Here is an 18,412-nt window from a genome sequence, read left to right on the forward strand (position 1 = left end):
GAACGACAATGGGTTGCTTTTCCAGGATCGTGGTCGGGCCGGCGATCGGCCTTTCCCTGGCTTTTGCCGCGTTGCTGCCATCCAATGCCAGCGAAGGCACGGCCGTGTTTGCAGACCCCGCGAGGATCGCGGCCATCGGCGGCTCGATCACCGAGATCGTCTATGCGCTCGGCGAGGAGAAACATCTGGTGGCTCGCGATTCCACCAGCAATTATCCGAAGGCCGCGCTCGACCTGCCTGACGTCGGCTACATGCGCCAACTGTCGCCGGAGGGTGTCCTGTCGGTCAACCCGACCGGCATCCTGGCGCTGCACGGCAGTGGCCCCAGGGAAGCCGTCGATGTGCTGAAGAAGACGAGCATCCCGTTCATCGAAGTGCCCGAGCACTATAGCCACGAAGGTATCCTCGAGAAGGTCCGCATCGTCGGCAAGGCGCTCGGCGTCGATGCCAAGGCTGAAGTCCTGGCCAAGGCGCTTGATGCCAAGCTCAGCGCCGCCGAACAGAAGACGGCCTCGATCAAGGAGCGCAAGCGCATCCTGTTCGTGCTGTCGATGCAGGGCGGCAAGATCCTGGCCGCCGGCAGGGAGACCGCAGCCGACGGCATCATCAAGCTGGCGGGTGGCGTCAATGCCGTCGAGGGTTTTTCCGGCTACAAGCAGATGTCCGACGAGGCGATCATCACCGCCGGTCCGGACGTAATCCTGATGATGAGCAATGCCGGGCCCCCGGTATCGGACGACGAACTGTTCGCCAATCCGTCCATCGCCTCGACGCCGGCGGGTGCCACACACAAGCTGATCCGCATGGATGGTGCCTATCTGCTCGGCTTCGGGCCGCGCACGGCCGACGCCATCCACGACCTCGCCGTCTCGCTCTATGGCGGGCAGGTCACGGACTGAGCGCGCAGATCATGGCCGATCAATCGATCGCCGACCCGGTGAAGGCGATGACGAGTGCATCCGAAGGCGACCGCTCGGCGCGCGCCCGCATCGTCATCCTGCTTTTGTGGCTGGGGCTCGTCATTGCCGCTTTGCTGTCGCTGACGTCTGGAGCGTCGGACGCGTCGGCGGTCGATGTTATCAGGGACGGGCTGTTCGGCGCGACGCCGGGCGATGCCGCGTTGAGCGCCCGCGACAGCCTGATCGTCTACGACATCCGCCTGCCGCGCGTCATTCTCGGCATGCTGGTCGGGGCAGCGCTTGCGGTTTCCGGCGCCGTCATGCAGGGACTTTTCCGCAATCCGCTCGCCGATCCTGGCCTGGTCGGCGTGTCGGCTGGTTCGAGCCTTGGCGCCGTTGCCGTCATCGTGCTTGGTGGGACAATGCTGGCACCGCTGACGGCCTTGCTCGGAACACTCGCGCTGCCTCTGGCGGCTTTTTGCGGCGGCCTAGCCACGACATTGGTGCTTTATCAGGTTGCCACGCGGCAGGGCCGCACCTCGGTCGCCACCATGCTGCTTGCCGGCATCGCGCTGGCGGCGCTCGCCATGGCGCTGACCGGCATCCTGATCTTCCTGGCGGACGACCGCCAATTGCGCGACCTGACCTTCTGGCAACTTGGATCGCTCAGTGGCGCGACTTGGGCGAAGATCGCTTCGGTCGGACCGGTCATCGTGCTGGCGCTGGCGGCGATGCCATTCCTGGCGCGCGGGCTCAACGCGCTGGCGTTGGGCGAGGCGACCGCCGGTCATCTCGGCATTCCGGTGCAGCGGCTGAAATACACCGCGATCATCGGCGTTTCGGCGGCGGTCGGTGCCTCGGTCGCCGTCAGCGGCGGCATCGGCTTCGTCGGCATCGTGGTGCCGCATCTGCTGCGCCTGCTGATCGGTCCGGACAATCGCTATTTGCTGCCGGCGTCGGCGCTGCTCGGCGCCTCGCTGCTGCTCTTGGCCGATGCCGTCGCCCGCACCATCGTGGCGCCGGCCGAACTGCCGATCGGCATCGTCACCGCGATATCAGGTGCACCGTTCTTCCTGTGGATCCTGCTGCGCAAGCGCGGCGTGGTTGATTTGTGAGACTTGGGAGGACTGGATGATCGAGGCAAGGGATGTTTCGGTGGATATCGCCGGCAAGCGTATCGTTGGCGGTGTCGACTTCGATGCGCGGCCCGGCGAAGTGGCGGCAATCGTCGGCCCCAACGGCTCCGGCAAGACGACCTTCCTCAAGGCGTTGTCCGGCGAACTCGCCTATACAGGGCGCGTCGCCCTCAACGGTCGCGATCTCTCGGCGATGAAGCCGGTCGAGATCGCCGTCCAGCGGGCAGTGCTGCCGCAGGCGACGACGCTGTCGTTCCCGTTCACGGTGCGCGAGGTTGTCAAGCTCGGCCTTGTCGGCGGCCGCTCGGGTGTCTTGCCCGGCGAGGATGCACGGTTGCCGGAGCGGGCGCTGGCTCGCGTCGATCTCGACGGTTTTGCCGGGCGTTTCTACCAGGAGCTTTCGGGTGGCGAGCAACAGCGCGTCCAGCTTGCGCGCGTGCTGTGCCAAGTCTGGGCGCCGCTGCTCGACGGCCAGCCGCGCTATCTGTTCCTCGACGAGCCGGTTTCCAGCCTCGACATCAAGCACCAGCTGATCATCATGAACATCGCCCGTGACTTCGCCAGAAGGGGCGGCGGCGTGGTCGCCATCCTGCACGACCTCAACCTGACGGCCATGTATGCCGACCGGATCTTCGTCATGCATCGCGGCAGGCTGGCCGCCACCGGGTCGCCGCAGGAGGTGCTGAGCGATGATCTGATCGAGAAAGTGTTCGACTGCCGGCTCAAGGTCGGTGTGCTGCCGGCCGGCAATATGCCGTTCGTGCTGCCGCAATCTGTCGCTTAGGCCTCAACAGACCAGCCCACCCATGATGTGGCTGGGTTAGGCGGCCGGGGCGCGGCGCTCCACCAGCATGTCGATGCCGAGCAGGTTGCGCACATTTGGCCGTGCCGCAACGAGATCGGCGATCGTATGGCGCGACAGCACCGCGAAGAATGCGTTCAGCGCCTCGCGCAACGCCGAATTCAGCGCGCAACTGTCGACCAGCGGGCACTCGGCGGCATCGTTCTCGAAGCACTCGGCCATGGCGAAGCTTTCCTCGGTCACGCGCACGACGTCGAACAGGCTGATCGCTTCGGCGGCGCGACCCAGCCTGACGCCGCCATTCCTGCCGCGTACAGTCTCGACCAGGCCGTGCTCGACCAGCGGCTGCAGGATCTTGAACAGGAAAAGCTCCGAAACCGAATAGGCGGCTGCGATCTCCGGAATGCGGCTCAACCGGTCATTGTTGGCCGCACAATACATCAGGATGCGCATGGCATAGTTGGTCTGGCGGGTAAGCCGCATCTTGTCCTCACAAGGCGCTGGTGCGATGCAACAACGCCAGATTTCAAAACTCTGCTGGCGCGGCTTTGATCCGAGATTTTTCGGATTCGCCACGCTGGCCTGGGCGGAATATGGCCTATACCTTGGAACAATTCCAGACTAGCTGGGCATAATAGATGAATATCCTCGTCAACTTTGTGTGCGCGACCGGACAAGATACGGGCGAAGTCCACTGTCGCGCGCATTTCGTCAGGCGAAACACTAAATAGGCCTGAGATCGACGAGGAGCGGCTCATCCATGTCTCAATCGGCCTCTTCCCTGGCGCCCGCGCGTTTCGATGCCGACGCGGATGCCAAACTTTCCGCGCTGCGGTGGACAAAATTCATCGCCACCGCCGCACTGGCGCTTTGCGTGGCGGTGTTTGCGCTCGCCAAGTCGTTCGAGAGCACCTATCCGTGGCTGGGGTTCGTCGCTGCTTTTGCCGAGGCGGCGACCATCGGTGGCCTCGCCGACTGGTACGCGGTGGTGGCATTGTTCAGGCGGCCGCTCGGACTGCCGATCCCGCACACCGCAATCATCCCCGAGAACCAGAACCGCATCGCCGACAATCTCGGTCGGTTCATCGAGGTCAATTTCCTGGCGCCGGAACCGGTGCGCGAAAAGCTTGCCGAGGTCGATTTTGCAGCACTCGTCGCCGACTGGCTGGCCGACGCCGAACGCGCCGCCGGCCTGTCGCGCTTCGTCGTGCGGCTGGTGCCGCAGACCCTTGCCGCCGTCGAGCAATCCGGCCTGCGTGGCTTCGTCACCAACCGTATGCTCGAGCAGATCGAAAAGGTGCCCTTGGCGCCGTTGGCAGCTGAACTCTTGTCGGCACTCACCGATGACCGCCGCCACCAGAAACTTTTCGACGAGTTCATCAAGGTGATCGGCCGGTTCCTCAACGATGAACAGGCCTTGGCGACGATGCGCGAGAAGATTCGCGAGGAGCTGCCGTCGCTGTTCAACCTGTTTCGCGCCGACGCCTATCTGTTGAAGAAGATCGTCGCCTCGGCCGGCTCGCTGCTCGACGAGGTACGGACCGATCCGGACCACCCGATGCGTGCCGAATTCGATCGCTTCGCCGAAAGCTTCGTCGAGCGGCTGCGCACGTCCAAGCAATACGCCAAGCGTGCCGAGAAGATGAAGCGCGACTTTCTCGCCAGACCCGAAGTCAGGGCGCTGGCCGGCGACATGTGGGCAAGCCTCAGCCAGTTCATCGAACAGGACGCCAAGGCGCCGAATTCGGTGATCCGCGCGCATCTTGCCAACATGTTCGTCGAGGTGGGGCGGCATCTCGCAGGCGATGCGCAGATCCGGGCCGACATGAACCAGGGGTTCGTGGTGGCTCTCTCGTCGTTCGTTGAGAGCCAGAAGAGCAGCGTGTCGAAGTTCATCGCCGACCAGGTCAAGCGCTGGGACCTTGCCCAACTGACGCGGCTGATCGAGATGAACATCGGCAGGGACCTGCAATATATCCGCTTCAACGGCATGATCATTGGCGGGCTTGCAGGCGTCGTGCTGTACGTGGCCGAGCGGCTGTTCCTCGCCGGCTGACGAGCAGTATATGATAGCCCCGCCGTTCCAGCGGTATTCGCTAGCAGGTGGAAGCAGTCATAAATCAGCCCAGACGCTTGGATCGTCGGCCCAACCCAGGAGTATTTCTGCCCTTGAAGCGAGGAGAGGAATTAACGCGGGTCGATGCCGAAGATCGCTACCAATAGTAAAGCCTTCAACCTCCCTGCCATGAGACCATTCCGCTGCAACCGTTTGCCAGCGGGTTCCTATGTCTTTCAAGGCTCCACGCGGTGTGCGATCGGTTCCGCAAGGGACATAGTTGGTGGGAAGGTCGCCGGAAATTACCCACCATCCCACCCAATTCGGGCGCGCAATGCTCTCAATTGCCCAAACGGCGACATGCGGATGGACGTGCCAAGCGGGCCATTCTCCAACACGGCCATGCACTAGACCTTCATTCCGCAAATAGTCGATTACTTGATGGCGCTCGCTCAAGCACCACTGGTCTTCTTCAGCTTCTTCATCTGGCTTTTCCATATTACCAATATCTCATGGCAAAAGTCGGACAGCAATGTTCGAGAGGGTTCTTGGCAGACCTGACCGAATGGACTCATGGCACGCGAGTGCTATTCTCCCAATGAGGGTACCCGCATCCGCGGTGACAGGGGAGAAGACATCATGGCAAAACAACCGGAATCCGATTCCTTCATGGACATGTTCGGCAGGTTCGGCCGCGACCTGAAGGTGCCCAATGTCGATATCGAGGCGATCCTTGCCCATCACCGCAAGAACCTCGAAGCGCTGGAGAAATCGGCGCGAGCCAGTGCCGCCGGCGCATCCTCGCTGTTTTCCAGGCAACGCGAAATGCTGCAGGACACGCTGCGTGAGATCGTCGACATGGCGCAGGACTACAAAGTGCCGGGCAATCCGCAGGAACTGATGGCCAAACAGACGGAATTCGCCCGCAAATCCTTCGAGGTTGCGTTGAAGAACGCCGGCGAAGCGGCTGAGCTGGTCAAGAAATCCGGCACCGAATCGGTCGACATCCTGCGCACGCGCATCAAGGAGGCGATGGAGGAAATCCGCGCCGGCTACGAGAAGAAGTAGCGTTCTCTGACAGTCTTGAAAGCCAAGGATTCCCGATTTGACCTGCCGTTGTGCCGGGAGGCATGAGACGGTTGCGGCCGGATTCGGCGGAACGGATTCATGCAGGACGAATTGACAGAGGCCGCCAGTTCGTGGTCCGGAGGCGGGGCAAGCGATCGGGAAAGCAGGAATGACCGAAGTACGGCCTAAAACGCCGCCGACCTACGAACAGTTGAGGACGATGGCCGGGCAGGAGCTAGGCGTATCGGAATGGACGACGGTCGATCAGAACCGTATCGACCAGTTCGCCGAATGCACCGGCGACCACCAATGGATCCATGTCGATCCTGAAAGGGCGCGGCGGCAAAGCCCATTCCGCACGACGATCGCGCATGGCTACCTGACGCTGTCGATCATTGGCGCGCTGGCGCTGGGCATGGGGATCGTGCCGGAGAACACCCAGGCCGCTTTCAACTATGGCTTTGACAAGGTGCGGTTCCTGGCGCCGGTCAAGGTCGGCGCGCGCATCAGGTTGCGCATCACCCTGCTTTCCATGGAGGACAGGGGTCCCGGCCAATATCTGATGAAGGCTGCCAACACGGTGGAGATCGAAGGCGAGGAAAGGCCCGCTCTGATGGCTGAAACGCTGGTCATGCTCTACGAGCGCCGCAAGCGGGCAGGGGCCTGAGCGTTCGACGATATCCGCTTCGATGGCCTGCCGCCAGACAGGTCGCGCGTCACGAAACTCCGGGTTCCAAGATGCTCGCGGCGCGAGCCGAGAGCAGCGCGAGGAACAGCGCGACCAGCGCCAGGGCCGTTGCCGTCTGGAAGGTGACCTGCATCCCATGGGCGGCTGCCCCTGAACTCAGGATATCCTGGCCAATTCCTGGCTGCCCGCCGGCCGATGCGACGGCGAATATGGCGCCCATCAACGACGCGCCGGTGATGAGGCCGAGATTGCGCGAAAGATTGAGCAGGCCGGAGACGACGCCACGCTCGCCGGCGCCGACACCGCTCATGACGGCCGCATTGTTGGACGTCTGGAACAGAGCGTAGCCGAAGCAGGTGACGGTGATCGGGACGACATAGCTGGCAATGCCGAGTTTGGTCATGGCCAGCGACAGCAGGAATGTGCCGGTGGCGAGGCCGAGCAGGCCGATGACCATCGTCCTGTGGGCTCCGAAGCGATCGGCAAGGCGACCGGCCGCCAGCGCCGAGAGGGTAGAAACCAGAGGGCCGGTAGAAAGCAAGAGGCCGACCGTCGCGGCATCCAGACCGAGGCCGCGGGACAGGTAGAACGGGGCAACCACCAGGGTCGCCATCATCACGGTGGCGACGATGAGGCTCATGACCAGGCTGGCGCTCAGCTGGAGGTCACGGAAGCTGGCAAGCTGGATCAACGGGGTTTTCACTTTCGTCTGCACCCTGGCGAACAGAAGAACGCCGACGCCGGCCGCGACCAGCAGGCCGATGTTGAGGGCGCCGAAATTGCCTCTGCCAAGTGTCATGGCCAGCGCATAGGCGGCCAGCGTCAGGGCCAGCAGGGCGGTACCGGTCGCATCGAACTTGCCCCGGTCGGCCTGGGCTTTCTTGCCGCGGGCCAGCAAGGCGCGATAGGCGAGAGCGAAGGTCAGCACGCCCAAAGGGACATTGACGAGGAAAATCGCGCGCCAGCCGAGACCGGCGATCAAAAGACCGCCGAGCGAGGGGCCAAGCGTTGTGCCGATCGCCGACATGGCGCCGAGCAGGCCCATGGCGCTGCCGGTCTTGGCCTTGGTCACGGTTTCGGCCACAAAGGCCAGCGTCAGCGCCATCATCAACGCCGCGCCAAGCCCTTGTATGGCGCGCGCGGCGATCAGCAACCACAGCGTCGGCGCCAGGCCGCAGAGCACCGAAGCCGATGTGAACAGCGCGATGCCGCCAAGCAGCAACGGCCGGCGCCCGAACATATCGGCCAACCGTCCGGCGCTGACGATCAACGTGGTGATGGCGAGCAGATAGGCGAGAACAACCCATTGCACGGACTGGAACGACGCCCCGAATGTCTGCATCAGCGAGGGAAGGCCGACACTGGCAATGCTGGTTCCCAGCGACGACAGCAGCGTGGCGAGCGACAGGCTTGCCAGCGCCCAGCCGGTGGATTGGGTCTGTTGCGGCGCCGATACGCGCCCGTCCAGATTTTGCTCAACGATTGCCACGGCGATCTCCTTTCCATCGGCCCCGGAACCGGAGCTGTCGGAGATCTAGTTCCTTGGCGGATATGGCGGAAGGCGCAGCCTTTGCATCTTATTCATGCATGAAACGCCACATCATGATGGATCCATGCTACGATCCTGTCATGTCTTCACCTGATCTCAATCTGCTAGTCGCCCTGGATGTCCTGCTGACGGAAGGCAGCGTGGCGCGCGCCGCCAATCGCCTTCGCCTCAGCCCATCGGCGATGAGCCGGACGCTTGCACGGCTGCGTGAAACGACTGGCGATCCGCTGCTGGTCCGCGCCGGTCGCGGCCTTGTTCCGACACCGCGCGCACAGGAATTGCGGCAGCAGGCCGGTCGTGTCGTTCAGGATGCGGAAGCACTCCTGCGTCCTGCCAAGCTTCTCAATCTCTCAAGCCTCGACAGGACTTTCACGCTGCGCACCAATGAGAGCTTTGTCGAGGAGTTCGCGCCGCGTCTTGTTGCCCGCATCGAAACCGAGGCGCCTTTCGTGCGGCTGCGTTTCGCGCCGAAGTTCGACAAGGATGTCACGTCGTTGCGCGAGGCGGCGATTGACCTGGAAATCGGCGTCGCCGGTGAAACCGGACCGGAGATGCGCATTCAGGCGCTGTTTCGCGACCGCTTCATCGGTGCCGTTCGATCTGGCCATCCCCTGAGCGAGGGCATTGTGACGCCGGAGCGCTACGCGGCCGGCCGCCACATCAGTGTTTCGCGGCGTGGCCGCGAAAAAGGGCCGATCGATGAAGCCCTGGAGCGGCTTGGACTCCGGCGGACAATCGTGTGCATGGTTTCGGGCTTTTCGGCCACGCTTGCCATGGCGCGCGCATCCGACCTGATCGCCAGCGTGCCCGAGCGGCACACTGAAGGCGCGCGCGCCGGCATGCACAGCTTTCCGCTGCCGGTCGCCACGGTCGAGGTCACCATCTCCATGCTCTGGCACCCACGCCTCGATGCCGATCCGGCGCAACGTTGGCTACGCGACTGCGTGCGGGAGGTTTGTGCGGCTTCTCGCTGACTGACGACCGTACGAAATCAACGCACCATTGCCGCCTCGAGCACCTTGAAAATCCGATCGTCTTCACATTGGGCAACGTTGAAGCGCAGGAAGCGGCTGGCCGTCCGGGACAGGCTGAACGCGTTGCCGGGCGCCAGCACGATGTTGTCGGCGAGAGCGTGGCGGGCCACTTCGGCCGCATCCACGCCATCCGGCAGGCTGCACCACAGGAACAGGCCGGCCGGCTGGTCGATCCAGGGCGTAATGCCGATCGCCTTCAGGCGAGTGCTGGTCTCGCCCATGGCGCGCGAGAGCTTCGCGCGCAGCAAATCCATGTGCTTGCGGTAGCTGCCGTCCTTCAAGAGAGTCAGCACCAGTTCGGCGGCAAGCCGCCCGCCGCCGAACGTCGTGGCAATCTTGAGATCGGTCAGGCGCTCGATCCAGTCGCGCGGTGCGGCGATGAAGCCGCAGCGCACCGACGCCGACAACGTCTTGGAGAAGCTGCCGATGTGAACAACGCGGCTCAGGCCATCGAACGCCGCCAGCCTGGGAGCGGGGACATGTTCGAAATCGGCGAAGATGTCGTCCTCGATGATGGTCAGCTCCGATTGGTCGGCGAGTTTCAGCAGCCGATGCGCGGTGACCGGTGACAGGATCGCGCCGGTCGGATTGTGGATGGCGGAATTGGTGATGTAGAGGCGCGGCCGGTGTTCGGCCAGCGCCTGTGCGAACAGCTCGATATCCGGCCCCGACGGCGTGTAGGGAACGCTGACGACCTTGGCCCGGTGCGCGCGCAACAGAGCGTGGAAGTTGAAATAGCAGGGGTCGTCGACCAGCACCGTATCGCCGGGCTCGATCAGAAACCGGCACAGGAGGTCGATGGCCTGCGTGCCCGATTCCGTCAGTATGATCTGTTCAGGCGAGGCTTCGATGCCACGCCCGGCCATGCGCCGTGCCAGAAGTTGGCGCAGCGGCGGCAGACCAAGCGGCGTGCCGTAGTCCGCCAGGGCCACGTCGTCGGCACGCGCCGCCGTACGCAGCGCCCGGCGGAGTCCTGCCTGCGGCATCCAGGAAGCCGGCAGCCAGCCGCAGCCGGGTTTCAACATATCGTCGCCGGCGTCGAGCGACTGTCGCGAGATCCAGAGCGGATCGACGGCGCGGTCGAGCCGGGGGCCGATCTCGGCCAGCGATAGCGGCGCCAGCGATCCGGCGGCATAAAAGCCCGAGCCGGGCCGGGAGCGGATCGCGCCTTCCGCCGCGAGCCTTTCATAGGCTTCGACCACGGTGGATTTGGACACCTGCATGGATTTGGCGAAGGCTCGGATCGAGGGCAATCGCGCTCCCGGCGTCAGGCTGCGCGCGGCGATCCGCTGACGGATAGTCGCCATCACACCCTCGACAAGGGTTCGCACGCCGTCGGTTTCCAAAGCGAAGTCCGTCATCCGTACTGCTCGATATGCCATTACAGTTTTGTGAAATTGTACCCCATTGTCTCTGGCTAGACCATATGCGCCGGCCCGATAGAGGGCGAAAGAAATGGAGCCTGGAATGGACAAGACCGCGAGCGGCTGGGTGAACGGATTCGTCGGCGTGCTGATCTTCAGCGGCTCGCTGCCGGCGACGCGCGTGGCGGTCATGGATTTCGACCCGACCTTCGTGACATCGGCCCGGGCCGCGATTGCCGGACTGCTTGGCCTGGCAATGCTGCTCCTGTTCCGGCAGAAGCGCCCGGAGCGGGGGGATCTGTTGTCGTTGGTGATCGTGGCGCTGGGCGTGGTGGTCGGCTTTCCCTTGCTGACCGCTCTGGCACTCAAGCACGTCACCTCGGCCCACTCGATCATCTTCATCGGTCTGCTGCCGCTGGCGACCGCGATCTTCGGCGTGCTGCGTGGCGGTGATCGTCCTCGTCCGGCGTTCTGGCTGTTTTCGTGCGTGGGCAGCGCGCTCGTCGCGGGCTTTGCCCTGACGCAGGGCGTCACCGCCTCGCCGGTGGGTGACGGTCTGATGCTTGCGGCCATCGTCGTCTGCGGCCTGGGCTATGCCGAGGGAGCGGCGCTGTCACGTAGGCTCGGCGGCTGGCAGGTGATCTGCTGGGCGCTGGTGCTGTCGCTGCCGGTCATGCTGGTGCTGACATTCGCAACGCTACCGCCGTCCTTCGCCGCCGTCGGCTCCAACGCCTGGATCGGTCTTGCCTATGTCTCGCTGTTCAGCATGCTGATCGGCTTCGTGTTCTGGTATCGCGGCCTGGCGCAGGGCGGCATCGCCGCCGTGGGGCAATTGCAGCTGCTGCAGCCCTTCTTTGGCCTGGCGCTGGCGGCGACGCTGCTGCATGAACAGGTCAGTTCGTTGATGGTTGTCGTCACGCTCGGTGTGGTGCTGTGCGTGTTCGGCGCGAAGAAGTTTGCGAGATAAGTGGCTTCGCGGGAGGGGGCTCCCGCTACTGGAACTTCGTCACCACACCGATGCCGATGCCCTCGAAGCCACCCATCGCCATCAATGCGGCCGGCGCTTCGTCGAGGCTGATCTTCTTGCCGACCAGCAGTTCGGGCTTGAGCTTGCCGTGGCGGATCATTTCCATCATCGCTGGGTAGCGATAGGCCTGAATGCCATGGCTGCCGAGAATCTCGAGTTCGAAGGCGATCACCTTGTCCATCGGCACCTGCGGGCGGGCGTGCTCGCCCAGCATCAGGCCGACCTGCACATGGCGACCGCGCCGGCGCAGGTTCGCAATCGAGTTGAACGAGGTGGTGGGGTGGCCGAGCGCGTCCATCGACATATGCGCGCCGCCATTGGTGATCTGCTTGACCGCCTTGACCACGTTCGGCGTCGTGGACGCATTGATGGTCGCCACCGCACCGATCTTCTTGGCGAACTCCAGCTTCTCGTCGGTGAGGTCGATGGCGATGACATTGGCGCCCATGGCGCTGGCGATCATGATCGCCGACAGGCCGACGCCGCCGCAGCCATGCACCGCCACCCATTCGCCCGGTGTCACCCGGCCCTGGTCGACGATGGCGCGGAAAGAAGTGACGAAGCGGCAGCCGAGGCTGGCGGCGGTGGCGAATTCCATTTCGTCAGGCAAGCGCACGAGATTGGTGTCGGCATGCTCGATGCCGACATATTCGGCGAAGGAGCCCCAGGCGTTGAAGCCGGGCTGGGACTGGTGTTCGCAGACCTGATGGTTGCCCGAGGTGCATTCGAAGCAGCGGCCGCAGCCGACGGCGAAGGGCACGGTGACACGCTCGCCGGCCTTCCAGCGGGTCACTTGCTTGCCTGCGGCAACCACGATGCCGGCCAGTTCATGACCCGGCACGTGCGGCAGCGTGATATCGGCGTCATGACCCATCCAGCCATGCCAGTCGCTGCGGCACAGGCCGGTCGCCTCGACCTTGATGACGACGCCATCGGCAGCCGGCTTCGGATCGGGAACGGTCTGGATCGTCGGCGCTTCGCCGAATTTCTCGAAGACGACGGCTCTCATTGGTCACTCCACCCTTCACGCGGCCCTCAGGAAACGATAGCCGATTCCCTGTCCGGTCAAGCGGAAATCGATTCCGCCAGACATGCTGCTCTGGATGCTGATGCTACGTGGACCAATGAAGTCCTATTCGGCATCGACCTGGTTCTGGGGTGCGGCCTTCTGGAAGGCCGGCAGTGTCATGCAGGCGGCGTTGATGCGGGCGATCGTTGGGTAAGGCGTCATGTCGACGCCGAAGCGGGCGTTGTTGGTGACCTGCGCGGCCAGGCAGATGTCGGCCAGCCCCGGCGTGTCGCCATGGCAGAACTTTCCGGTCTCTTGCGACGACGCGAGGATCTTTTCGAGCGGCTGAAAACCCTCGTTCACCCAGTGACGGAACCAGTTGGTGATGTCCTGGTCGCCGGCACCGAACAGTGTGCGCAGCGAGGTCAGCACGCGCAGATTGTTCACCGGATGGATGTCGCAGGCGATCATCTGCGCCAGCATCCTGACATGGGCCCGGCCGATCGCGTCCTTGGGAAGCAGCGGCGGTTCGGGATTGGTCTCGTCAAGAAATTCGATGATCGCCAGCGACTGGGTCAGCAGCGTGCCGTTGCTCAACACAAGGGCCGGCACCAATCCTTGCGGATTGACGGCGAGATAGGCGGGCTCCAGATGCTCGCCATGCCGCAGATGATGAGGGATGTAGTCGTAGGTCAGATCCTTCATCTCCAGCGCGATCCGCACCCGATAGGAGGTGGAGGAGCGATAGTAGTTGTGGAGGACGATATCGCTCATGCGTTCACTTCGGCTGGCCGACCGTTATTTCGATGGTGCCGATGCCGTCGACGCCGCCGGTCATTGTCCCGCCTGGCCTGACCGCGCCGACGCCGGCCGGCGTGCCGGTGAAAATCAGGTCGCCGGGCTGCAATTCCATGGCCTCGCTGCAGATCGACACGATATCTGATATCGGCCAGATCAGCTCGGTGAGGTCGGCGTCCTGCCTGACCTTGCCGTCGACGGCAAGCCAGATGCGGCCCTTTTGCGGGTGGCCGGATTTTGCCGCGGGGATGAGCGGGCCGCAGGGGGCGGAACGGTCAAAGGCTTTCGACCAGTCCCAGGGTCGCGCCATCTTCTTGGCTTCGTCCTGCAGGTCGCGGCGGGTGAGGTCGATGCCGACGCCGTAACCCCAGACATGATCCAGCGCCTGCTCGCGGGCGATGCGGAAGCCCGGCTTGCCGATCGCGGCAACGAGTTCGATCTCGTGGTGCAAATTGCCGGTCAAGGGCGGGTAGGGGATCGTCGCCCCGGAATCGACCACCGCGTCGGCCGGCTTTGTGAAGAAGAAGGGCGGATCGCGCTCGTCATTGCCGAACTCGCGGGCATGCGCCGCATAGTTGCGGCCGACGCAGAAGATGCGCCGCACCGCGAAACGTTCCGGCGAACCCGCAATGGCCACCGATGCGATTGCTGGCGGGGGAAGGACGAACTCTGTCATGTAGGTCTCTGCTTGGTTGCTGGAACATTCGACCGATTTGGATGGCCGGGCAAGGCGATTGTCATCGGAAACGCCGGGCCCGGCTCTTTCCAAGAGATGGCGATATACTATTTGGCAATAATCTGGCCATGCTGGCGAGATTATTCTAATCGCCTCTGAACTGAAATGAACCCCATGACCGCAGTCCACGATCGCGCCCGGTTCCTGATCATCGACGACCACCCGCTGTTTCGCGAGGCGCTGCACAGCGCGGTGCAGATGGCCTATCCGGAAGTCGACACGGTGGAGGCGCGCTCGATCACCGAGGCGCTTGAGCTTCTGGCCGGCGCCAAGCCGTTCGATCTTGCGCTGCTAGACCTCAGCATGCCCGACGTGCACGGATTTGATGGCCTGCTGCAACTCAGGACCCGTTATCCGCGCCTGCCGGTGGTCATCGTCTCGGGCTATGAGGAGCCGAAGATCATTTCCGAGGCGCTGTCTTACGGCGCGGCCGGCTTCATTCCGAAATCGGCGCGCAAGAGCGACCTGGCTGCCGCCATCCGCTCGGTGATGGAAGGCGCGATCTACGTGCCGGAAACCTATGAAGGCCGTACACCGGACGCCGATAGCGTCGACCGTGCCGACATGGTGCAGCGCCTGTCCACGCTGACGCCGCAACAGTTGCGGGTGCTGCAGATGCTGCGCCAGGGCCTGCTCAACAAGCAGATCGCCTATGAGCTGCAGGTCGGCGAAACCACGGTCAAGGCGCATGTCTCCGAAATCCTGCGCAAGCTCAATGTCTATAGCCGCACCCAGGCTGTCATCGAGGTCTCGAAGCTGGACAATGCGGAGCTGTTTCGGGACCAGGGCGGATTTTGATCTTTTATCCGCCCGACGTTGCGCGCATATCCAACAGGGTGGAAGGTCTAAGCCAGCAGATGCGCCAGCAGCGCGCGCAGTTGCGCCGGCTTCACCGGCTTGCGCATCAGTTCGATGCCACCCGCACGCGCTGCCTTGGCAACCGCTTCGGAACTGTCGGCGGTGACGATCAGCGCCGGCACGGCGCGGCCGAGATAGTCGCGGACCTCGGCGATGGTGGCGGTGCCGAGATCGCCGCCGTCGAGATGCTGGTCGGCAATGACGATGTCGGGCACCCAGTCGGTGTCGCCAAGCAGGTCGAGCGCATCGTCGGTCGAGGTCGCGGCCCTCACCAGGCATTGCCAGCGTTCGAGCAGGAAGGTCATGGCCTGCAGCACCTCGGCATCGTTCTCGACCAGCAGCACCTTGGTGCCGAACAGGCCGTAGCCGCGCGGCCGCTCCATGTCGGCGAGATTGGCGATGGCGTCGGCGGGGGCGCCGATGCCGACCGGAACATCGATGTGGAAGATGGTGCCGCGCCCGACCTTTGATGAAAAGGTCACGGGATGGCCGAGCGCGCTGGCCATGCGGCGCACGATGGCGAGCCCGAGCCCAAGACCACCGCCATCCAGTTCGGCATTGGCCGGCGAGGTGCCGCGGTGGAATTCCTCGAAAACCGCCTCGCGCTGGTCGTCGGGAATTCCGCAACCGGTATCGGCGACGTCGATGCGGATGGTGTCGCCGCGATGCCTGGTGCCGACAAGCACGCCGCCCGAGCGCGTATAGCCCAGCGCGTTGGAAAGAATGTTCTGCAGGATGCGGCGCAGCAACGTCCGGTCGGAGCGGACCACCGCATTGACCGGCCGGAACTTCAGCGACAGCCCCTTCAGTTCCGCGACCGGCTGGAAATCCGAGCGCAGCGACGAGAACAGCGCCTCCAGGCTGACGTCGCCGATGTCGGGTTGCACCACGCCGGCGTCGAGCTTGGAGATGTCGAGCAGTGTGCGCAGCAGGTCCTCCATCGTCTCCAGCGAGCGCTCGACCTGCCGTACCAGCTTCCTGCCCTCGTCACTGGTCTGCACTTCGGCGAGCGCCGAGACGGAGAGGTGGGCGGCGTTCAGCGGCTGCAGCACGTCGTGGCTGGCGGCGGCGAGGAAGCGGGTCTTGGACAGGTTCGCCAGTTCGGCGTTTTCCTTGGCGGCGCTGAGATCGATGTTGGATTGTTCCAGCCTGCGCAGCGTCGAGTGCAACTCCTCGGTGCGCGTACGCACTCGATTTTCCAGCGAAATCGCGGTCTGGAACAGTGAGAAGGCGTTGCCTTGCTGGTCCATCGATCGCTCGACGCGGCTGACCAGCGCCGCGTTGATCTTCTTCAGCCTCTCGAGGTCGTTGATGTCCCTGAGCGGCATCTTATTCCGCCGCCTGGCGTTCGCCAAAGGCGATGCCGGTGAAAGTCTGGTTCAAATGCATGGACCGGTACTGTTCGCCATAGGTGCCGAAGCCGATGACATTATTGACCCGGTAGAGCTCCGAAATGTCTCGGAAGACCTGACGGTTGCGCGCGTCGAGCCGGCGCAGCACGCAGTCGAAGCCGAGGATCATGTCGATGCCGCCAAGCCTCTCCTCGACATCCCGCAGCGCGGCGCGCGTCGATCCGACCATGTCCATCGGCTGGGCGATCGACAGCACGACGCCGTCGTCGATGGCGCAGAAGAACGACAGCGAGCCGTCCGGGTGCATCTTCTGGATGGAGCGGCAATAGTATTCGCCGCCCACCTTCACCACCACTGGATGCGAGGCAAAGCTCAGCGGCGTCAATGTCTGCGGGAGGATACCGACAGAGGCGGCATATTCCTCCGCCGCGTTGGTGGCGTTGAACTCGCGCACGATGCGGTGATCGGGATCGGATGACGTCACCACCAGCTTTTCGTCGGTGGGAACGAAGTTGTCGGTCTTGAAGACATGGAAGGGAATTTCCGTGGCGATCAGCACGATGATGGCGCTGTCGGAGGTGACCCTGCCATTCGAGATCAGCCGTGTCGTCTCGAATTTCAGGTCATCGCCAGCCGAGCCGCCGAGCAGCGGTATGTCGTCGAGACCCCAGTGGATGGCCGAACTAACCGCCTCCTCGGCATAGGAGAGCCCATCGATGAAGCAAAGCGCGAACGTGTTCCTGGTCTGCTCATGGCCGACGCGCCCACGCAACGCGCGCCTCAGCGCCTCGACCTCACCGGTGATCCTGTCCATGCCCGAGGAGGACAGATCGTCGACCATCGTGCTGACCGCGGTGAATGACGCCGAGGGAAGCAGCATGGCGAGCACATGGCCGTCCTCGAGGCCTTGCGGCGTAATCTCGCCGGCGGTCGAGCAACCGGCGTGGTGGAGCGCCGGCGCATGGGTCTTGAGTGCCCGGGAAAGGGCGCTGGCCTCGACCAGGCTTTGGGAGAAGAACAGCAGGGCAAAGCCGGCATCGATGGCGGCGGCCTCAGTGGCCACCGCACGTGCAAAAGCGTTCGGGTCGGGCTCGTCCGAGGTGAGCACCGACAGACCGCATGCATAGCGGGTCCGTGAACTGGCCAGCGGCGTCCTCCGCATTTCCTCCGACGCTGTTTTTATGCGCGTCGGGCGCGCGGGCGTCGCATGGCATTGTTGTCTCCAATCGGCGTTTTGGCAATGGGGAGACCGGATTGTACGTTTTGCCCGGCCATGACCGAAAGTACAATGAGCCGAGTTTTCGACGTGCTGTTTTTTGTACGTTATGCAGTGTACGAATAACGCATGCCCGAAGCGCCAACACCGCGTCGGCAGCGTGATGACCAAGGTTATACCCAGGGAGGATTCATGTCGGACGTTTCGTTGATGGTGAACGGAAAGCGGGTCAGCGGCGTTGCCGAGGACCGAACGCTGCTGGTTCATTTCTTGCGGGAGAATCTCGGCCTTACCGGCACGCATGTCGGTTGTGACACCTCGCAATGCGGTACCTGCGTCGTGCATGTCGACGGCAAGGCGGTCAAGTCGTGCACGATGCTCGCGGTACAGGCTTCCGGCTCGACCATCGTGACGATCGAAGGCCTGGCCAATGGCGCCGACCTGCATCCGGTGCAGGCCGCGTTCAAGGAGCATCATGGGCTCCAGTGCGGCTTCTGCACGCCGGGAATGATCATGACGGCGACCGACATGATCAACCGCCACCCCGAAGGCCTCGACGAGGCGACGGTGCGCGCCGAACTCGAAGGCAATATCTGCCGCTGCACCGGCTACCACAACATCGTGAAGGCGATCCTCGCCGCATCGAAGACGATGTCCAAGGCGTCGAAGGGCAAAGCCAGGCAGGCTGCCTAGGGAAAACGCGAATAGGGAATGGCGAACAGGGATCAGCGCGGTCAGTTCCTCTGACTAGGCGCCAACTCATCCCAACCGCCCCTTGCTATTCGCTACTCACTATTCGCTATTTCGGCAATTCGGGAGG

Annotated in this window: 19 protein-coding genes; 10 read left to right on the forward strand and 9 right to left on the reverse strand. The window is 63.6% G+C overall.

Annotated elements, in window-relative coordinates:
- The first annotated feature begins 8 nt into the window (after nucleotides 1–8).
- Genes AC56QP_RS32140 through AC56QP_RS32150 form a run of 3 tightly spaced genes read left to right on the forward strand, consistent with a single transcriptional unit; the run spans nucleotide 9 to nucleotide 2,819 of the window.
- The gene (locus AC56QP_RS32140; protein ID WP_489861873.1) at nucleotides 9–899 is read left to right on the forward strand and encodes a heme/hemin ABC transporter substrate-binding protein; all 891 of its coding nucleotides are present in this window, start codon (nucleotides 9–11) and stop codon (nucleotides 897–899) included.
- Between the two features lie 11 nt (nucleotides 900–910).
- Complete coding sequence (locus tag AC56QP_RS32145) at nucleotides 911–2,014, forward strand: FecCD family ABC transporter permease (protein ID WP_489861872.1); 1,104 nt, start codon at nucleotides 911–913, stop codon at nucleotides 2,012–2,014.
- A gap of 16 nt (nucleotides 2,015–2,030) precedes the next feature.
- Nucleotides 2,031–2,819 carry a heme ABC transporter ATP-binding protein gene (locus tag AC56QP_RS32150; RefSeq protein ID WP_489861871.1) on the forward strand — a complete coding sequence of 263 codons (789 nt, stop codon included), beginning with the start codon at nucleotides 2,031–2,033 and terminating at the stop codon, nucleotides 2,817–2,819.
- A 36-nt stretch (nucleotides 2,820–2,855) separates the two neighbouring features.
- On the opposite strand, the gene rirA is transcribed toward AC56QP_RS32150, so the two are convergent.
- The gene (rirA, locus tag AC56QP_RS32155; protein WP_091575374.1) at nucleotides 2,856–3,320 is read right to left on the reverse strand and encodes an iron-responsive transcriptional regulator RirA; all 465 of its coding nucleotides are present in this window, start codon (nucleotides 3,318–3,320) and stop codon (nucleotides 2,856–2,858) included.
- 277 nt (nucleotides 3,321–3,597) lie between these two features.
- Between rirA and AC56QP_RS32160 the strand changes: the two genes are divergently transcribed.
- A complete protein-coding gene (locus AC56QP_RS32160; protein ID WP_489861870.1) occupies nucleotides 3,598–4,893 on the forward strand; it encodes a DUF445 domain-containing protein in 1,296 nt (431 codons plus the stop codon).
- Between the two features lie 57 nt (nucleotides 4,894–4,950).
- On the opposite strand, the gene AC56QP_RS32165 is transcribed toward AC56QP_RS32160, so the two are convergent.
- Nucleotides 4,951–5,391, reverse strand: coding sequence for a DUF4826 family protein (locus tag AC56QP_RS32165; RefSeq protein ID WP_489861869.1), 441 nt, complete (start codon nucleotides 5,389–5,391; stop codon nucleotides 4,951–4,953).
- A gap of 141 nt (nucleotides 5,392–5,532) precedes the next feature.
- On the opposite strand from AC56QP_RS32165, the gene AC56QP_RS32170 reads away from it, so the two are divergent.
- Together AC56QP_RS32170 and AC56QP_RS32175 are read left to right on the forward strand one after the other, a co-directional pair.
- Nucleotides 5,533–5,961 carry a phasin family protein gene (locus AC56QP_RS32170; protein WP_489861868.1) on the forward strand — a complete coding sequence of 143 codons (429 nt, stop codon included), beginning with the start codon at nucleotides 5,533–5,535 and terminating at the stop codon, nucleotides 5,959–5,961.
- 169 nt (nucleotides 5,962–6,130) lie between these two features.
- Nucleotides 6,131–6,628 (forward strand): MaoC family dehydratase, encoded by a 498-nt coding sequence (locus AC56QP_RS32175; RefSeq protein WP_489861867.1) that lies wholly within the window; start codon nucleotides 6,131–6,133, stop codon nucleotides 6,626–6,628.
- A gap of 49 nt (nucleotides 6,629–6,677) precedes the next feature.
- Here AC56QP_RS32175 and AC56QP_RS32180 read toward each other — a convergent pair whose 3' ends face one another.
- Nucleotides 6,678–8,138, reverse strand: coding sequence for an MFS transporter (locus AC56QP_RS32180; RefSeq protein WP_489861866.1), 1,461 nt, complete (start codon nucleotides 8,136–8,138; stop codon nucleotides 6,678–6,680).
- Between the two features lie 140 nt (nucleotides 8,139–8,278).
- On the opposite strand from AC56QP_RS32180, the gene AC56QP_RS32185 reads away from it, so the two are divergent.
- Entirely contained in the window at nucleotides 8,279–9,172 is an 894-nt protein-coding gene (locus AC56QP_RS32185) for a LysR family transcriptional regulator (protein WP_489861865.1), read from the forward strand.
- Nucleotides 9,173–9,189: 17 nt separating this feature from the next.
- Here the strand turns inward: AC56QP_RS32185 and AC56QP_RS32190 are convergent, their stop codons facing one another.
- Entirely contained in the window at nucleotides 9,190–10,593 is a 1,404-nt protein-coding gene (locus AC56QP_RS32190; protein WP_489861864.1) for an aminotransferase-like domain-containing protein, read from the reverse strand.
- 106 nt (nucleotides 10,594–10,699) lie between these two features.
- Between AC56QP_RS32190 and AC56QP_RS32195 the strand changes: the two genes are divergently transcribed.
- The gene (locus tag AC56QP_RS32195) at nucleotides 10,700–11,563 is read left to right on the forward strand and encodes a DMT family transporter (RefSeq protein WP_497100922.1); all 864 of its coding nucleotides are present in this window, start codon (nucleotides 10,700–10,702) and stop codon (nucleotides 11,561–11,563) included.
- A gap of 25 nt (nucleotides 11,564–11,588) precedes the next feature.
- Here AC56QP_RS32195 and AC56QP_RS32200 read toward each other — a convergent pair whose 3' ends face one another.
- From AC56QP_RS32200 to AC56QP_RS32210, 3 genes are all read right to left on the reverse strand, one after another.
- A complete protein-coding gene (locus tag AC56QP_RS32200) occupies nucleotides 11,589–12,632 on the reverse strand; it encodes a zinc-dependent alcohol dehydrogenase family protein (protein WP_489861863.1) in 1,044 nt (347 codons plus the stop codon).
- A gap of 123 nt (nucleotides 12,633–12,755) precedes the next feature.
- Nucleotides 12,756–13,406, reverse strand: a complete 651-nt coding sequence (gene maiA / locus AC56QP_RS32205) for a maleylacetoacetate isomerase (protein WP_489861862.1) — start codon at nucleotides 13,404–13,406, stop codon at nucleotides 12,756–12,758.
- 4 nt (nucleotides 13,407–13,410) lie between these two features.
- Nucleotides 13,411–14,106: a fumarylacetoacetate hydrolase family protein gene (locus AC56QP_RS32210; RefSeq protein WP_489861861.1), complete on the reverse strand. Its 696-nt coding sequence runs from the start codon at nucleotides 14,104–14,106 to the stop codon at nucleotides 13,411–13,413.
- A gap of 174 nt (nucleotides 14,107–14,280) precedes the next feature.
- Here AC56QP_RS32210 and AC56QP_RS32215 point away from each other — a divergent pair, with 174 nt between their 5' ends.
- Entirely contained in the window at nucleotides 14,281–14,964 is a 684-nt protein-coding gene (locus AC56QP_RS32215; RefSeq protein ID WP_167364913.1) for a response regulator, read from the forward strand.
- A gap of 47 nt (nucleotides 14,965–15,011) precedes the next feature.
- On the opposite strand, the gene AC56QP_RS32220 is transcribed toward AC56QP_RS32215, so the two are convergent.
- Both AC56QP_RS32220 and AC56QP_RS32225 read right to left on the reverse strand, forming a co-directional pair.
- Nucleotides 15,012–16,352, reverse strand: coding sequence for a hybrid sensor histidine kinase/response regulator (locus AC56QP_RS32220; RefSeq protein ID WP_269907957.1), 1,341 nt, complete (start codon nucleotides 16,350–16,352; stop codon nucleotides 15,012–15,014).
- 1 nt (nucleotide 16,353) lies between these two features.
- Nucleotides 16,354–17,538, reverse strand: coding sequence for an FIST N-terminal domain-containing protein (locus tag AC56QP_RS32225; RefSeq protein WP_497109005.1), 1,185 nt, complete (start codon nucleotides 17,536–17,538; stop codon nucleotides 16,354–16,356).
- Nucleotides 17,539–17,784: 246 nt separating this feature from the next.
- Here AC56QP_RS32225 and AC56QP_RS32230 point away from each other — a divergent pair, with 246 nt between their 5' ends.
- Nucleotides 17,785–18,285, forward strand: coding sequence for a (2Fe-2S)-binding protein (locus AC56QP_RS32230; protein ID WP_489861859.1), 501 nt, complete (start codon nucleotides 17,785–17,787; stop codon nucleotides 18,283–18,285).
- Nucleotides 18,286–18,412 lie beyond the last annotated feature (127 nt).

It is taken from the genome of Mesorhizobium sp. RCAM 05104, from assembly GCF_059683645.1.

What these genes read in the sequence shown, in the direction of transcription:
- AC56QP_RS32220 (WP_269907957.1), bottom strand. Translation starts at nt 16,352, where the DNA reads ATGCCGCTCAGGGACATCAACGACCTCGAGAGGCTGAAGAAGATCAAC.
- AC56QP_RS32225 (WP_497109005.1), bottom strand. Translation starts at nt 17,538, where the DNA reads ATGCGGAGGACGCCGCTGGCCAGTTCACGGACCCGCTATGCATGCGGT.
- AC56QP_RS32160 (WP_489861870.1), top strand. Translation starts at nt 3,598, where the DNA reads ATGTCTCAATCGGCCTCTTCCCTGGCGCCCGCGCGTTTCGATGCCGAC.
- AC56QP_RS32190 (WP_489861864.1), bottom strand. Translation starts at nt 10,593, where the DNA reads ATGACGGACTTCGCTTTGGAAACCGACGGCGTGCGAACCCTTGTCGAG.
- AC56QP_RS32165 (WP_489861869.1), bottom strand. Translation starts at nt 5,391, where the DNA reads ATGGAAAAGCCAGATGAAGAAGCTGAAGAAGACCAGTGGTGCTTGAGC.
- AC56QP_RS32210 (WP_489861861.1), bottom strand. Translation starts at nt 14,106, where the DNA reads ATGACAGAGTTCGTCCTTCCCCCGCCAGCAATCGCATCGGTGGCCATT.
- rirA (WP_091575374.1), bottom strand. Translation starts at nt 3,320, where the DNA reads ATGCGGCTTACCCGCCAGACCAACTATGCCATGCGCATCCTGATGTAT.
- AC56QP_RS32200 (WP_489861863.1), bottom strand. Translation starts at nt 12,632, where the DNA reads ATGAGAGCCGTCGTCTTCGAGAAATTCGGCGAAGCGCCGACGATCCAG.
- AC56QP_RS32175 (WP_489861867.1), top strand. Translation starts at nt 6,131, where the DNA reads ATGACCGAAGTACGGCCTAAAACGCCGCCGACCTACGAACAGTTGAGG.
- AC56QP_RS32150 (WP_489861871.1), top strand. Translation starts at nt 2,031, where the DNA reads ATGATCGAGGCAAGGGATGTTTCGGTGGATATCGCCGGCAAGCGTATC.
- AC56QP_RS32185 (WP_489861865.1), top strand. Translation starts at nt 8,279, where the DNA reads ATGTCTTCACCTGATCTCAATCTGCTAGTCGCCCTGGATGTCCTGCTG.
- AC56QP_RS32215 (WP_167364913.1), top strand. Translation starts at nt 14,281, where the DNA reads ATGACCGCAGTCCACGATCGCGCCCGGTTCCTGATCATCGACGACCAC.
- AC56QP_RS32170 (WP_489861868.1), top strand. Translation starts at nt 5,533, where the DNA reads ATGGCAAAACAACCGGAATCCGATTCCTTCATGGACATGTTCGGCAGG.
- maiA (WP_489861862.1), bottom strand. Translation starts at nt 13,406, where the DNA reads ATGAGCGATATCGTCCTCCACAACTACTATCGCTCCTCCACCTCCTAT.
- AC56QP_RS32230 (WP_489861859.1), top strand. Translation starts at nt 17,785, where the DNA reads ATGTCGGACGTTTCGTTGATGGTGAACGGAAAGCGGGTCAGCGGCGTT.
- AC56QP_RS32140 (WP_489861873.1), top strand. Translation starts at nt 9, where the DNA reads ATGGGTTGCTTTTCCAGGATCGTGGTCGGGCCGGCGATCGGCCTTTCC.
- AC56QP_RS32145 (WP_489861872.1), top strand. Translation starts at nt 911, where the DNA reads ATGGCCGATCAATCGATCGCCGACCCGGTGAAGGCGATGACGAGTGCA.
- AC56QP_RS32195 (WP_497100922.1), top strand. Translation starts at nt 10,700, where the DNA reads ATGGACAAGACCGCGAGCGGCTGGGTGAACGGATTCGTCGGCGTGCTG.